Source organism: Parapedobacter sp., assembly GCF_035556095.1.
GTDB lineage: Bacteria > Bacteroidota > Bacteroidia > Sphingobacteriales > Sphingobacteriaceae > Parapedobacter.
This window is the reverse complement of the sequence record NZ_DATMFT010000004.1, coordinates 190,801-206,312: the sequence shown is the minus strand read 5'-3', so window position 1 is coordinate 206,312 and position 15,512 is coordinate 190,801. Positions and strand designations below refer to the sequence as shown.

Sequence of the window (15,512 nt, the reverse complement as noted above, 5' to 3'; positions counted from 1 at the left end):
TCCTTGTTGTATGTTTTTTTTAGTTAATGATCGGCTGTGACGCCGTTGTTTCCCATTGGCGGATAGTTGCGCAGACTATTCCGGAATGATTGGCACAAATATAAAGCTAACCGACAGGTCTAACCACCCGCTAATTAATCAATGCTATGCAGATATTAACAATCTGGCTTATTTCATATTACTGAGGTATTTGGATAGGTATTCTTTTGGGGAGGTGCCAGCGACACTTTTAAATACGCGGTTGAAATTGGTGATACTATTAAACCCACAATTGTAGGCCACCATCGCGATGCTATCAAATTCGCCTGATGTGAGCCTTTTGCAGGCTTGGTTGATGCGCATTTCGTTAAGGAATGTCACAAACGTGATGCCTGTATGTTTCTTGAAATATCGACAAAAAGCCTGTGGAGTGAGATGGGTTTCGGTGGCGACCTCCTCTAGTGTGAGGGCATTTTGGTAGCGCTGCAGCACATAATTATAGATTTTACCCATACGCATCCCTTCGCCATCGGTAACGGGTTCCCTGCTAAACGTCGATAGGTGCTTTGGCTTTGGGTTCATCCGGCAGAAAGTGTGTAGGAGATGCAAAAAATGGAGCATCTGATCCATATCGTTGGACTCTTTGAGCTTGCCGATGTGCTTGGAGACCGACCGGAAATGTGCATCGGGGAGCTTGAACCCGCCTTTGTATTCTTTAAGGAACATATTCAATTGACTCAACTCGGGCAATTGGAGAAAATTGGCGAGGGGTCCGTTCGGGTCGTAGAAAACAGAAATGGTATGAATCCCTCCCACCTCGGTGGTTTGCCGTCTGCCTTTGAATACATGCGATTGGTTTGGAGCAATCATAAAGATGTCATTCGGTCGGAACGAATGCATGGTATTTTCGGCAATCAATGTGCCTTCCCCTTTGATAATCCAAATCAATTGTGCCTCTTTATGCCGATGCAAATGGGGATAGAATTGAGGGAGCGTATCTTCCTGTACAATGACAGTCTTATCGGGCGTCACCGGAACGGTAAATTGGAGTGTCCTCATAACAATATTATAATTGAACCGTATCATAAATGTACGGATATTAACCTGATTTTCCCAACTGTTTAAATAAAAGTGGTTAAAATACGGTTGGTTACAGATAGTAAGTTGGACGCGTTAACGTTTTGCTTAGGTAATCCATACTTCTCGATTTTTTATTTTTTTAGTTGAAAATTTATCGAAAATGCTAGCTTTGTCAATCGATTAACTGATTGTTTCTACCAATACTAAAATATTTGATTAGATAGCTACCCCGCCGCGTGCTTACCATTAAATTGACCTGTTTGATTCCATCTTTCAACCTTAATTAAGTGTCTATGGATTTAGTAACGATAATTATACCCGTTTTCAACTACGGATTTTATTTGCCGGAAACCATCGATTCCTTGCAACAACAGACGTATTCCCATTGGGAAGCACTTATTATCGACGATGGGTCTAATGATGATACGCAGGCGGTTGTCAAACGGCTATCCCAACACGACAGACGGATAAAATATCACTGTCAGCCCCGCCGTGGGGTATCTGCGGCGAGAAATCGGGGAATTGATCATGCTGAAGGTGCTTACATACTTTTCTTAGATGGCGATGATCTGATTACTCCCAACAAATTGGCTGAGCATGTATCGCTTTTGAAGTGCTATGATGAAGTAGATATGTGCTATTCGGACGTGTATTACTTTCGTAATGATAATAAAAGTAAACTGTTTTTTGGCAGGGCGGGAAATCGAAAATGGACGATTAAGTTGAATGGCAAGGGGTTTGAAATAATCAGTCAATTTGTTGCCAAAAATCGATTCACGACACATTGCCCGCTAATCCGCACGCAATTTTTGAAAAGCAATAAACTGCGGTTCGACGAATCAATATGTTATAAAGAAGACTGGGATTTCTGGCTTAGATGCGTGTTTAGTGGAGCGAATATCCACTATCTGGCCAGTTCCGAGGTGTACGCTTTGGTGCGGGTGCATTCCAAAAGTGTAAGCCAGAAGTCTATAAATATGGACATCGCTACGATACGGATACGGGAGTCTATTGAACAGTATATCCACTCAAATACGCAACTTTCGCCCACGCAAAAGACGTATTTGTTGAAGATTAATAATCTGAAAAAGCGAGCTCCTTTAAAAAAAATGATCTATTATAATCTTAATTCGTTGGCAAACCTGCGGAAAATTTACCAGACAGAGCCTTCAAAGGAGTTTTTTATCTGCTTCATAAAAGCGTTGAACGAGAAAAGAAAGGATTTCTTCTAGTTAATAACAGTAGTGTCGATTTCCTCTCCAAGCCGGGCGACCTGTCGACGACTTGTTGTGGTGGGCATTTTCTTTTTTTGCCGAGGAGTAGCACAAACAATGGGATTCTCGTTATAAATAGGGAGCCCAGCGAAAAGCTGGCAGGTTAATTGAAGCGATTAAATGATTAAAGTATATCACTAATTGAGGTAATTGCGGAGTTACATGGCGATATTTAACGGAAAGAAGATTGTTTTGGGAGCACCGACCGCTTATGGCTTTTCTGATATTATTGAGCAGGAATTGCGATATCAAGGTTTTGAAGTGTTCAATTTATCGTTGTCTTCTCAGGGATATTTCAAATACCGGAGCGTAGGCGAGCGACTTAAGGCATATGTATATAGAAATTTTCTTGGACAACCGGATTATAAAACCTACCTCAAGTTTAAGCGGGTAGAGGGTGAGATGTTGGATCGCTTGGCCGAAATTCCCCGTGTAGATTATGCCTTGTTGATCCGCCCAGACCAATATTCGGAAGACATCATTAATATGATTAGTCTTAAGGCCGATAAAACCATTGGTTACCAATGGGATGGATTAAATCGCTTTCCTGAAGTATACAAACGGATTGGTCTTTTCGATCGGTTTTTTGTCTTTGATCCGAAAGATGTCAGGTATCCGTCCATGTTGCCGATTACGAACTTTTATACCAATTCGTTTAACGTCGGCCATAGCAAGAAACACGAATCGGATGTCTACTATGTGGGAACATATATGAAACGGCGAGCCTCTCAGTTAGAGGAAATCATTACGAAACTTCAGGAGTACGGACTTTCCGTCAAATATCATATTTGTAAATTCAGAAAGCGAAAGCCAAGTTTTAAGTATTTGGATACTACGCCCTGCGATTTGACCTACCATGAAAATCTTCGGTTTGCATTCAACAGCAAGATTTTGTTGGATGTTCCCACCACCCATCATAATGGATTATCCTTTCGGGTGTTTGAAGCCATCGGGTTTAACAAAAAGTTAATAACGACTAACAAGGAAATTAAACAGTATGATTTTTATCATCCAAACAATATTTTTGTTTGGGAAGGTCAGCCATTTGAAAAGCTTAGGGCGTTCTTGAGCACGCCATATGTTAAACTGAATCCCTATATTAAAGAAAAATACAGCTTCAATCATTGGATAAGCTACTTGCTTGAGGAGGCTCAAGTAGAACGCTCGATAATGCCGGATATTGGATTTAAGCCCGTTTTAGCATATTGAGTGCCTTATATTGATATCACTGACGTATTAAATGTGTTTCGTCGCCGTATGACGATAATTTGAGCCTGAACAGATGCGCGCTAATAAAATTACCCGATGGATTGATGACAGAAATCGTACGGTAAGCCTCATCATTGCCCGTAAATATTATAGAAATAAGGCTTTGGGTAAGTTTCCCCCAATCCTGAAGCCGTCGTTTTTATTCGCGGTTATTCAACGCTTTTTTTTAATACTACTTAGTTTATTCCGCTTTAATAGATCATTATTTGCTGCTTACAAAGGGCTTAAGTTTACATCATTCATTAAAAGGTTGGTAGGCGTGAGCAAATTTGAGGTACAAGGATTGTTGGCCGATCGTTCGTCGTTCGATGTTTTTACGTTTCCCAAGTGGGATGCTCCTCAGGTGAGTATCGTCATCTGTGCGCACAATCATATTGCATTTACTTATAACTGCTTGTTGTCGATCTTAAATAACACAAAGGGGGTTACCTATGAAGTCATCGTCGTCAATGACCTATCAACTGACCAGACCGCTGGTGTATTGGGTGCCCTCGGTAATGTACGCGTTATTGAAAACAAGGAAAATATTGGTTTTTTAAGATCGTGTAACAAAGCACTGGACTATTGTAAAGGTAAATATGTTTGTTTTCTTAATAATGACGTTCAAGTACAAGCAGATTGGTTAAAAAATTTACTGGTTCCGTTTGATCAGTTTTCTGATACTGGGTTGGTTGGTGCCAAGTTGATCTATCCTTTTGGGCTGCTTCAAGAAGCTGGCGGGATTGTCAATCACTTGGGCGAGCCGGGGAACTACGGTAAATTTAGAGACCCGCAGGATATTTATTTTAATTACTTGAGGGAGGTAGACTATTGTTCGGGAGCCTGCCTGTTAGCACTGAAAGCCGATCTGGTTGAATTGGGCGGTTTTGATGAGATATTTGCCCCTGCTTATTATGAAGATACCGATTTAGCGTTTCGAATGAGGTACCAATTAGATAAAAAGGTTTTTTATCAACCTTTAGCGCATGTGGTACATTATGAGGGTATTAGTTCGGGTAAAATTTCAGACGGTAAAAATACAAAGCATTATCAGTTTGTGAACGCTGGGAAATTCAAAGAACGGTGGCATTCTGTTTTTGAGGTGTTCCCCGAAACGACCGATTCGACCGCTATCGCGAGGAAGTTTACGCATAGTGGCAATTCTATTCTGATTGTGGAACCGATATTGCCAACTCACGACCAAGATTCCGGGTCTCGTCGAATGTTCGAACTGATTAAGCTGTTTCAGCAATTAGACTGGTATGTTATTTTTTGTGCCGAAAGGAATACCCAGCAAGAACCTTATTATTCCACGTTGGTTAACATGGGAGTTTGGGTGCTCAATAAACCCAACTTTCAGAAATCGTGTAAGAATGTTATAAGACGCGTCATGCCTTGGGTAGACATTGCGTGGGTCTGTCGCCCCGGTACAAACCGGCGCTATGGACGGTTTATTAAAAAGTTCGGTGTCCGATGGATCAATGATACCGTAGACGTTCATTTTCTACGGGAAGAGCGAGCACTGAAAATGGGGATTATGGAAGCGAGCCAATCACAGAAGGTGGCACGTCGGAAGAGACGTGAATTGTCACTAATACGAGACGCTGATACAGTTGTCGCTATTACCGATGTAGAGGCTGATCTTTTAGCTGAGTATGGTGTTTCCAATGTTGCAGTTATTCCAAATATTCACCAATCAGTACACGTTGGACATACCGTGTTTGGGGGCAGGAAAGGAATTTGTTTTATCGGCAGTTATCATCACTTGCCTAACGTTGATGCTGCGAAATGGTTGATTAACGACATTATGCCGTTGGTATGGGAAAAGCTTCCGTTAGTTCCCGTATACCTGTTGGGAAACCAACCTCCAAAGGAAGTTACAGGTCTTTGGTCAGATAACGTGCATGTGCCCGGTTACGTTGCGGATGTGTCACCTTATTTCATGTCAAGTCGTGTTTTTGTGGCGCCACTTCGCTTTGGAGCTGGAATGAAAGGCAAAATCGGGCAGAGTCTGGAATTTGGCCTTCCCGTAGTAACCACAGATATTGGTGCTGAGGGTATGGGGCTGGTCGATCGGAAACATTATCTGCGGGCAAACACAGCAGATGAATTCGCAAGTGCTATTCTTACTCTATATAATGATGAGCAATTATGGTCCGAACTTTCGCAAGGAGCACAAGAGGCCCTTGTGCCCTTTGCGCCTGAGCGTGTTAAAAACCTATTAATTGACGTGTTGCAGCAATGAGTGTAAAACCCATCGCCCTGTACCTTCCACAATATCACCCGATTCCCGAGAACGATTTGTGGTGGGGAGAAGGCTTTACTGAATGGACCAATGTACGCAAAGCCACTCCTCAGTTTAGTGGACACTACCAACCCCATATCCCGAGAGAATTGGGGTATTATGACCTTCGGCAACTCAGTGTCATGGAAGCCCAGGCAGAACTAGCGCAAGCCCACGGAGTGTATGGGTTCTGCTATTATCACTATTGGTTCAATGGTAAGCTGCTTTTGCAACAACCCTTGGAACAGATGTTGGCCGCGAAAAAGCCCGACATGCCGTTTTGTCTTTGCTGGGCAAACGAGAATTGGAGCCGCAGGTGGGATGGGCGTGAACAAGATCTCCTTATGAAGCAGCACTACTCGGCAGACGATGACCGCGAACACATCCGTTACCTGATTCGATATTTTCGCGACGATCGGTATATCAAAATCCATGGAAAACCGGTTCTTATCATGTACCGGCCTGAGCTGCACCCAACAATAAAAAACGCAGCGGAAGTTTGGAGAGAAGAGGTAAGACGAGCCGGTTTCGATGGTTTGTATTTGATCAATGTGGAGAATTTTACGAACGGGGTGGACCCAGATGCGTATGGATTCGATGCCGCAATGGAATTCGCACCTGATTTTCGCTGCCACGGCCCAAAATATCTCAAAAGATTTCCCGCCAGCTACCTAATTATGAAATTTTTGCACAAATTGAGTTTGTGTAAAAGTGGTTTTTTTGATAATCAGGTATATAGCTATGATGCTTTGGTGGAGAATATGCTGAAAAAGGCAACCGCTACTTACAAGCAGTTCCGAACCGTATGTCCGTCGTGGGATAATTCTGCTAGAAGAAAGCAAAACGCAACGATCTTTCATGGCGCTACCCCGCAGGAATTTGAAGAATGGGTGCGCAAAATTGCTTGTTATACGGCCGAACGATTCGAAAGCGATGAGCAATTTCTTTTTGTAAACGCTTGGAATGAATGGGGCGAAGGTTGCCATTTGGAACCGGATCAGCGATTTGGACTGGATTTTTTGCAGGCATTAAAAAACGGATTGGATATACAAATATAGTATATGCGTTAACGCCTTTTTCTGGCAGCATTGAGCTCCTTAAGATAAAGTTTAGCAGCCCTACCCAAGCCTATTAATTCAGCTAGCGAACGAAAACTGGTAATACTACTTAATCCGCTTTGTTTGATAAATAAACGCCCTCTGCTAGCTATCAATTTAGTGGGAGAGGAACATGGTAGTTTTAAACGATGGATATTCCGTTCCATTTCACGCAAAACTTTCATGTGGTGCCAAGTTAACTTTTCACCTTTATAGCTCATACTGTCTGTATGCACGCGTACTTTTGCGTAAGCATCGTGATCACCGCAATAAGAAAAGCGCACCCCGTGTACTGCGGCCACCGAAAAGAAGTGCCAATCCTCAAGAAGCGTGAATGACTCGTCAAATCCCCCAACACGGTCAAATACATCCCTGTTGATTAACATGCTATTTACCGGAGCAATATTCCGTGTAAATAGATATTCAATAAGATCGCATTGATTCGTCCAATCTACCTGAGGTATCCATTGGGTATCGTTCAGCTCAAATTCACCATCTTTTATGTATTCGAAGTTTCGAAAGTATTCATTGGGGTTGCCGTGATGAAAGTAAACGGCGTCTGTATAAGAGATGCCGATTTCAGGATGATTTTCCATCAACGCAACCTGTCGCTCAATTTTGTGAGGGGAGAGGAGGTCGTCCGAATCCAATAATTGGATGAATTTGCCAGAGGCTAAGCGAAATGCACTGTTTCTGGCGGCGGAAAGCCCTTTGTTGGATTGTCTATTATATCGAATCCGACGATCTCTTTCACTGTATTGATGTACTATTTTAGGTGTCTCATCCGTTGAACCGTCATCCATTACGATACACTCCCACTTATCATAGGATTGGGCGAGAACATTGGTCAAGGTTTCGCCAATGTAATCTCCGTAATTGAAGGTTGGAATTAGAATCGATACCAGAGGCTCCATCATGGTCAAAGGTAATTTTTTTCTTTGTATCTATGTAAAGTAACCCCGTTTCAACCTCCATCATAACGCGGTTTGGACTGAAATGGCTATTTTTGGCAATCAGGTAAAAAAAGACGCGATGTTAAAGAGCATATTCGACTATCGATTAAGAAAAAAAGAGATGAATTCCTTTAGCGAATTTATGGCCAATAAGGCTGCCTTTCACCAATATCAGGAATATATCAGTTTTCACACAGACTTACCGTCACTACATATCATCAAACAGAACAATGTACACAAGTACCGCGAAAAATATGGGTTCAAAATTTTCATAGAAACCGGCACTTATTTGGGTGATATGGTTGATGCGCAGAAAAGTTATTTTAAAACAGTCTATTCCATAGAGCTGGGGGAATCACTTTATAGCGGGGCGGTTGAAAGATTTAAAAATTTCCCGCACGTGAAAATTTTGTTGGGAGACAGTGGCGTGGTACTTAAAAGTCTATTGGCGGAAAAAATTGATCAGCCTGCACTTTTTTGGCTTGACGGGCATTATTCATCGGGTGTAACAGCAAAAGGTTCAAAAAACACACCTATTATGGAGGAGCTAGCAGTCATTTTGCAATCGCCTTTCAATCATGGTATCCTGATAGACGACGCCCGCTTGTTTACCGGGGAAGCCGATTACCCTAGTATCGATGAGCTCGCCTCTTTTGTAAAGGCGCGAGATCCGCAACGAAAAATTTCCGTTGCCGATGATATCATTCGTATTTTTCATGATTAAAGTCCCTGAGTCCCCCACTATTTCTGTACTCATGACCGCATATAATGCGGCCCTATTTATCCGCGAAGCCATACAGAGTATATTAAACCAGACCTTCAGTGACTTTGAGCTAATCGTATACGATGATGGTTCTACCGATCATACAGCAGCTGTAGTTAACGAATTTAATGATCGCCGTATCCAGCTAATCCACAGTGAGCAAAACAAAGGGATAGCATATGCCCGCCAAGCAACATTGAATGCAGCCCGCGGAAAATATGTAGCGATTTTAGACAGTGATGATATCGCTTTTCCAGGACGCTTGGAAAAACAATTTGCTTTTTTGGAAACGCACTTGGACGTGGTATTGTGCGGCGGAAACGCCGTCGTAATTGATGAAGATGGAAATACGACGATTAAGGTACTTATTCCTCCTTATAAACCTGAAGAATTAAAGGTAAAACACTTTTTTAATAATATTTTCGTCAATTCAACGGTCATGTTTCGCAGGGAAGAAGCATTGCTGTTGGGCGGATACCGGGATAAGGTGCCGGCCGAAGATTATGACCTTTTTGTCCGTTTGGCTGCGTATTACCGGATTCACGTTTTCACGGAGGAAGCATTTGTCTATTATCGATTACACAACAATAACATTACCCGGGTAAAACACCGTGAGGTGATGAGCCGCGTGCGTGAAATCAAAAAAGATCAATTGGCACTAATTGGCATAACAAACAGCGAAGTTTATCTTTCTACTTTTGAAGCACTTATATGGGGGCAGTTTAAAGATCACCCTATTGATGATTTCTATAAGTTATTGGTTGAGCTCAAGTCGGCAAACCTAAAATCCGGAGCGTTACCGCAGACCATATTTGAAAAAGAACTATTCAATCGATGGTATTTGATTGTGACCTCTACGATCCCTAAAAAGAAAGCCGCGTCTTATCTGCTTAGGAGAGGTCTTTTTAAGGTTTCATTAACCTCATTCAAGCAGAAGCGCCGTATTTTCAAATTTTGGTTGAGATCATTACTTAGTTAACTATGCGATTTAATCGATTTTGGCGAAAAGGAGCCATAAGAAAAAGCAAAGATTTACCACTGCACTTCATTTCACAATATGAAAATTTATTAGTGCAGGAGCAAGCTACAAATGCTCGTTTTCGATTATCCCGCGATTCGTTTTTCCCCTGTTTGGATGACGCCACCGGAGAAACAGCTTTCGATAGGCATTATATCTACCATCCTGCTTGGGCGATGCGTATCATTAAATCCATCAACCCCGAGCGCCATATCGATATTTCTTCTACGCTGCATTTTTGCACCATGCTCTCCGCAGTCGTGCCAACTGATTTCTATGATTATCGTCCTGCAGATGTGATACTGGATAACCTAACCTCGTCGTTTGCTGACCTGACGAGGCTGCCTTTCCAAGATAGTAGTGTGCCATCGCTGTCATGTATGCACACCGTGGAACATATCGGGCTAGGTCGATATGGCGATGTTTTGGATTATGACGGTGATTTAAAGGCTATAGCCGAACTAAAGCGAGTCATTGCGCCGGGAGGGTCATTACTGTTTGTGGTTCCGCTGGGCCGGGAGAGTGTTATTTGTTTTAACGCTCATCGGATCTATGATAAGCGTCAGGTGTTGACCTTGTTCAACGATATGGAGCTAGTCAATTTTACGTTGATTCCCGAAGATGGCAAAGATGGCGGACTGGTGTCCGATCCACCTGACGAGCTCTTGAAAAGGCAGTTCTATGGCTGTGGTTGTTTTTGGTTTAAAAAAATGGATACTACGCAATGAAGGTTGTAAAATTCCTCGGGGGCTTGGGTAACCAGCTTTTCCAGTACGCATTTTTCCGTGCATTACAGCAAACATTTCCAAAGGTAAAAGCGGACCTGTCCGGTTATGACGCTTATGGATTGCATAATGGGTTTGAACTTGAACGGATTTTCGGTATTCAGTTGCCTCAGCTTACGCCTTTTGAGCGGCGGCTTTTTAACTGGCAGGATCGTAGATGGCTACAGCGCAAGCTCCGCCGGGTATATGGGACAAAAAAAGCATATCGCGAAGAAAAAGAGCCATTTGGATATGATGGAGCAATATTTGGCGAGCGACGGCACCGTTACTATTGGGGATACTGGCAGCACATTGGCTATATTGAACCAGTTGCGGATCAACTACGCATTGACCTCCGTTTTCCAATATTTACTGATCAGCGAAATATCGAACTGGCTGAGGCACTTTCAGTCGGCAATACAGTCAGTGTGCATGTACGACGAGGCGATTACCTTGGCGATCCCCTATTGGGTGGGATTTGTGACGTTGAGTATTACCGTCGGGCCCTCGCTTTTATCGAACAGCATGTCGACCATCCCCGATTTATCTTTTTTTCCGATGATATCCCTTGGTGCAGAATAGCCTTCCCAATGGCTAATGCCGTTTTTGTGGATTGGAATACAGGCTTGGAAAGTTTTCGGGATATGCAATTGATGAGCCTATGCAAACATCATATTATCGCTAATAGCAGTTTCAGTTGGTGGGCAGTATGGCTAAATACATATTCCGATAAAATTGTCGTATCGCCGAGCCGATGGGTGACGATTGATGGGTTGGATCTATCCGGAATTATTTTGTCCGGATTCCGTGTTTGCTAGGCTGCAATCTCCATTGGGAAGCACCCACAGATTATGTCGCAATATATTTAGTAACCAAAGAGTATTAAGTGAAGCTAGATGTATACTCTGCTTGGAATAAATTTTGCCTCGCTACGAACATTAAATTTACAGTTAAAAATTTATAATATTTTGATATTGCATGTAAAATAATTGGTACAATTCAGGGTTTGATGGTTTTAGGGGTAACTTCCTTAAAATTTTAGAACGAATGTTCGCTCAACAGCTAGGTGAACATTTTTTTTCAAACCACTTTTTTAAGCTATTAAATTATGAAAATTATGAAAAGATCATGCTTATTCTTCTTGTCCATTGTCTTTTTTGCTACCTGTAATAAATCCGAACCCGTATTGGAAGATGGGCGGGTTGATGGGGAAAATCATTCGGTAATTGAATACATCAAAAGACTAGGTTATCATGAATCTGAAATCAGAGACATCGATGATAATTATTACTTAGTAGATGGCGACATTTTGTTTGTTAAGGATGCGAAACCCAGTTTCTCAATTTTTGGTGACGGACCTAAAACAAAACAATCTGGAACGAGTAATTACGTAGGATACAATATCCAACCCAATGTCACGGTTAGAATAGATCCTTCGTTGTCCGCATATACAGCCGAAATCACCGCTGCTCTTGCAATTTGGAATAGTGTGATAAATACCCGGCTGAAATTTAGTCTTACTACATCTACTAATCAACATATCCTTATTTCTCATTTAAATCTCGGGACAGGTGGATGTGGAGCGGCAACTTTCCCCATGAATGGACTACCCGGAACCAGAGTTTATTTAAATGCTAATGAAATGGCTGGAATGTCTGTCGCGCAGCGCCAAGGTTTGGCTGCGCACGAATTGGGGCATGCCATAGGTTTTAGGCATACAAATTGGCAGGCTGATGGTGAAAATCAAACGGGTACTGACCCAGGTACTGGAGCTAAATTTCATGCTGTGAATATTTTAGGAACTCCTGGTGGAAGTAATCCTGATCCTAATTCTATTATGAATAGCGGATCCGGAATTGTATCGTGCAGTGATATGGTTAATACGACACTTTCAAGTTATGATATAGTCGCTTTTCAATTTCTGTATCCCTCAAGTGGGTCTGTACTTGGAGCGTCGCCAGTGTTCAGGTATTTTCATGTAAACACAGACGATCATTTTTTTACCACGAATATCAACGAGCTAGGAAACGGTTCGAATAATGGATGGATTTTTGAAGGGGTTGGTTTTTTCGCTCCCTCGATGATAGCCTATCCAAACACTATTCCTATTTATCGTTACTATAGTGCTAGTAAAGGGGATCATTTTTATACTCGAACTCCAGGAAGCTATAATAAGTTTGTGTCTGAAGGAATCGCATTTTACGCCTTTTATCCAGGGTCAAGCGGAGCCATGCCGGTATATCGGTACTTTAATGGAAATAAAAGTGACCATCATTATACAAAGAATCCTAGTGAGGGTTCGATGGGTGGTTATTCGTATGAAGGAATAGAATTTTACGCTTTTTGACGCTTACATATCGGCTTTAGAAAAAGGATGCTCTAATGGATATTTACTGATTTTTAGTATGGTTAATAGCAGGAGCTGGTTAATTGTTTTGGCCGTAATAATATGGATGTACGGATGTGAAAAAGGTCGCGAAAGCGAACTTGAGTTCAATGATCAAATGGTATTGATATATATTGCGGCCAATAACGACCTTAAGCCGGAAGCTCTAGCTAGTGTAAATGAATTAGAACGTGGGTATCGGGACGGACTCAATTTATTGGTATATCTAAAAACCAGTTCGGAAGTTTCCGTTATTCTAAAAATCAAAGCCGACGATACGCCGGATATCGGAAGTGATACCATTGCGATATATGGAAATGAAAACTCCTCCGATCCTTATTTCTTGTCTAGAGTGGTTAACGATGCCAGAAAACTGAGTCCTGCTTCCTCTTACGGATTGGTTCTTTGGTCGCACGCGAGTTCATGGGCACCTCCCTTGGAAATAAGATTAAAATCATTTGGTCAAGACAATGGTTTGGAGATGGATATTGTCGACTTAAAACAAGCGTTACCGTCCGATTTCCGGTACATTATTTTCGACGCCTGTTCTATGGCCAGTATCGAAGCGATCTACGAAATGAAAAATAATGCTCGTTACATATTGGCGTCTCCAACCGAGGTTTTATCGTCGAGTTATCCCTATGGGCAAATCGTACAGTATCTATTTGGTGGAAAAGAGGAGCTGATAAAGATTGGACAATCATTTATAAGTTATTATCAGTCGCTAGGAGGAGAATATGCATCTGCGACGGTTTCGTTGATTGACACAGATTCTTTGTCGTTGTTGGCTCGAAAGATGAAGGTTTTGTTGAGTTCAAAAAGTTTAAAAGTAGGGTTTGACAAGTCGGTACTTCAGCGATTGGACTTCGACCCAAACTCGCGGGTTAAAGCTTATGATTATTTAGATTTTCTTAGAAAAGGCTTTGAACCAGAAGACTACGATGTTATTATGAAACAACTAAATGCTACCATTCTATACAAAAATAGTACGACAGCATTTTTGAACAATCCAATTACTGAATTCAGCGGTTTAAGTATTTATTTGCCCGACGCGCGGGACCCGCTTCACCCATATTATAGTATGCTACAATGGTATGGCGACGGCGGAATGTCAGCCCTGTTTAATTAACAGTTTCGAATATTCTTCGAACTAGGCCGGTCTTTTGTATGATTGTAATATAGGTTGTTTTTTTAAACTATAAGTATAGTTGAAGGCAATCGCGGGATTCTCAATCACTATTATCTGACTATACTAAATTATATAAGCTAGAAGTTCTTCTCGTAGGAAGGCGAGACGGTGATCATATTTATTTTAGTAGGGCGCACAACTTGTGAAAAAGATCAAGTGGGCAGTAGGTAGTATGTCCGGTGCAAAGTTCTCACTACACCTTCATGTCTAACCGGACGGGACGAGGGCAATAAGCGGTAATGTTATGGCGCTCAAGTTTGGGCAAAATAGAATTGGGGGGTAAGGCGTCGTCATTCAATATACAGTGCTGTATCTGTGTATCTACCTAATCAAGTCATCTTTTCCGATTAATTGATAGACAGTAGCTTTATGCTCAAAAATAATCGCCATCCCCAAAGCGTTAATGGAACTAGTATTAAGTACTAATTTATAGGGGGAATTTGCCTAAATTTAGCCGGTTTCTAGAGTCAGCGGTTATGTGTAACAATATTAAAAAAGCAATTGTCCGTTTTTTCAATGCATATGGCCTGAAAGAATACTATATGGTGCTGAAGCACTATCGCTTTTCTGCCAACCGGGTAGAAAAGCCAATGCTGATTTCGGTCGTGGATAGTCGACGCAAAACCAAAGGCTTGACTGACAGATTTAAGGGGATTGTCAGTGTTTACGCGTTAGCCAAGGCGAACGACGTGCCTTTTCGATGCATCTTTAATTATCCGATGGAGTTGATGCATTTTTTGATGCCCAATACGTATAATTGGGTGGCCGAATCGGGCGAATTGAGTGAATCGGTTTGGGACGTCCGTTTCCGCATCATGAGCAAGCAACCGCCGCTACGGCGACTGACCAACCTGTTTCCATTGAAAAAACAGGTGTTTGTGTACGCTAAGGTCGATTATTTGGATAAAATCAATAAGAAGTATAACAGGCAATATGAATGGGGACAGCTTTTCAACGAACTATTCAAACCGACAAAGCTATTGGATGACCGTTTGCAAGAGCATCTTAATAATATTGGGAATTCAGCTTTTATCGCATGTGTATTTCGCTTCCAGAATCTTTTGGGCGACTTTAAAGAGTATCGTTTTAAGCCGCTGCCCGAGGTCGATCAACGGGAACTGCTAACGAAGAACATAAATGCGCTGAAACAGATTTCCGAACAAAGTAAAGTACCCGTATTGGTGACCTCGGACAGCACTACATTCATTGCCGCCGCGAAAGATCTCGAAAACATATACACTATACCTGGTAAGGTCGTCCACATCGATAATGTGGTGGATGCAGGCAGCGAGGTCTATCTGAAATCTTTTGTTGATTTCTTTATGCTGTCGCGGGCGCAGAAGATATATAGTTTAGGGACCGGCGTGATGTATAAGACCGATTTCCCGAAATATGCGGCGAAAATTCATAATATCCCGTTTGAGCGGATTTTGATTGAATAATGCGCTGCAAAAATAAAATCCCTAATTTTGCACGT

Annotated in this window: 13 protein-coding genes; 11 read left to right on the top strand and 2 right to left on the bottom strand. The window is 42.0% G+C overall.

Features of this window, described 5'->3' with window-relative positions; genetic code table 11:
- Nucleotides 1–168 precede the first annotated feature (168 nt).
- On the bottom strand, nucleotides 169–1,038 hold the full coding sequence (locus tag VNQ80_RS01790; RefSeq protein ID WP_325635709.1) for an AraC family transcriptional regulator: 870 nt from the start codon (nucleotides 1,036–1,038) through the stop codon (nucleotides 169–171).
- 314 nt (nucleotides 1,039–1,352) lie between these two features.
- On the opposite strand from VNQ80_RS01790, the gene VNQ80_RS01785 reads away from it, so the two are divergent.
- The 4 genes from VNQ80_RS01785 to VNQ80_RS01770 all read left to right on the top strand — a co-directional run bounded on the left by VNQ80_RS01785 (nucleotide 1,353) and on the right by VNQ80_RS01770 (nucleotide 6,923).
- Nucleotides 1,353–2,291 (top strand): glycosyltransferase family 2 protein, encoded by a 939-nt coding sequence (locus tag VNQ80_RS01785; RefSeq protein WP_325635707.1) that lies wholly within the window; start codon nucleotides 1,353–1,355, stop codon nucleotides 2,289–2,291.
- A gap of 204 nt (nucleotides 2,292–2,495) precedes the next feature.
- Nucleotides 2,496–3,542, top strand: a complete 1,047-nt coding sequence (locus VNQ80_RS01780; RefSeq protein WP_325635705.1) for a hypothetical protein — start codon at nucleotides 2,496–2,498, stop codon at nucleotides 3,540–3,542.
- Nucleotides 3,543–3,615: 73 nt separating this feature from the next.
- The gene (locus VNQ80_RS01775) at nucleotides 3,616–5,826 is read left to right on the top strand and encodes a glycosyltransferase (protein WP_325635703.1); all 2,211 of its coding nucleotides are present in this window, start codon (nucleotides 3,616–3,618) and stop codon (nucleotides 5,824–5,826) included.
- Entirely contained in the window at nucleotides 5,823–6,923 is a 1,101-nt protein-coding gene (locus tag VNQ80_RS01770; RefSeq protein WP_325635701.1) for a glycoside hydrolase family 99-like domain-containing protein, read from the top strand. The genes VNQ80_RS01775 and VNQ80_RS01770 overlap by 4 nt, the downstream gene beginning before the upstream one ends.
- An 8-nt stretch (nucleotides 6,924–6,931) precedes the next feature.
- Here the strand turns inward: VNQ80_RS01770 and VNQ80_RS01765 are convergent, their stop codons facing one another.
- Nucleotides 6,932–7,879 (bottom strand): glycosyltransferase family 2 protein, encoded by a 948-nt coding sequence (locus VNQ80_RS01765; RefSeq protein ID WP_325635699.1) that lies wholly within the window; start codon nucleotides 7,877–7,879, stop codon nucleotides 6,932–6,934.
- Between the two features lie 79 nt (nucleotides 7,880–7,958).
- On the opposite strand from VNQ80_RS01765, the gene VNQ80_RS01760 reads away from it, so the two are divergent.
- From VNQ80_RS01760 to VNQ80_RS01730, 7 genes are all read left to right on the top strand, one after another.
- Nucleotides 7,959–8,639, top strand: a complete 681-nt coding sequence (locus VNQ80_RS01760) for a hypothetical protein (protein WP_325635697.1) — start codon at nucleotides 7,959–7,961, stop codon at nucleotides 8,637–8,639.
- Nucleotides 8,611–9,657, top strand: coding sequence for a glycosyltransferase family 2 protein (locus VNQ80_RS01755; RefSeq protein WP_325635695.1), 1,047 nt, complete (start codon nucleotides 8,611–8,613; stop codon nucleotides 9,655–9,657). Before VNQ80_RS01760 ends, VNQ80_RS01755 begins: the two co-directional genes overlap by 29 nt.
- Before the next feature lie 2 nt (nucleotides 9,658–9,659).
- A complete protein-coding gene (locus VNQ80_RS01750; protein ID WP_325635693.1) occupies nucleotides 9,660–10,424 on the top strand; it encodes a DUF268 domain-containing protein in 765 nt (254 codons plus the stop codon).
- The gene (locus tag VNQ80_RS01745; protein WP_325635691.1) at nucleotides 10,421–11,278 is read left to right on the top strand and encodes an alpha-1,2-fucosyltransferase; all 858 of its coding nucleotides are present in this window, start codon (nucleotides 10,421–10,423) and stop codon (nucleotides 11,276–11,278) included. The genes VNQ80_RS01750 and VNQ80_RS01745 overlap by 4 nt, the downstream gene beginning before the upstream one ends.
- Before the next feature lie 299 nt (nucleotides 11,279–11,577).
- Nucleotides 11,578–12,807, top strand: a complete 1,230-nt coding sequence (locus VNQ80_RS01740) for a M57 family metalloprotease (protein WP_325635690.1) — start codon at nucleotides 11,578–11,580, stop codon at nucleotides 12,805–12,807.
- Nucleotides 12,808–12,865: 58 nt separating this feature from the next.
- Nucleotides 12,866–13,975: a clostripain-related cysteine peptidase gene (locus tag VNQ80_RS01735; protein WP_325635689.1), complete on the top strand. Its 1,110-nt coding sequence runs from the start codon at nucleotides 12,866–12,868 to the stop codon at nucleotides 13,973–13,975.
- Between the two features lie 536 nt (nucleotides 13,976–14,511).
- On the top strand, nucleotides 14,512–15,477 hold the full coding sequence (locus VNQ80_RS01730; protein ID WP_325635688.1) for a hypothetical protein: 966 nt from the start codon (nucleotides 14,512–14,514) through the stop codon (nucleotides 15,475–15,477).
- Nucleotides 15,478–15,512 lie beyond the last annotated feature (35 nt).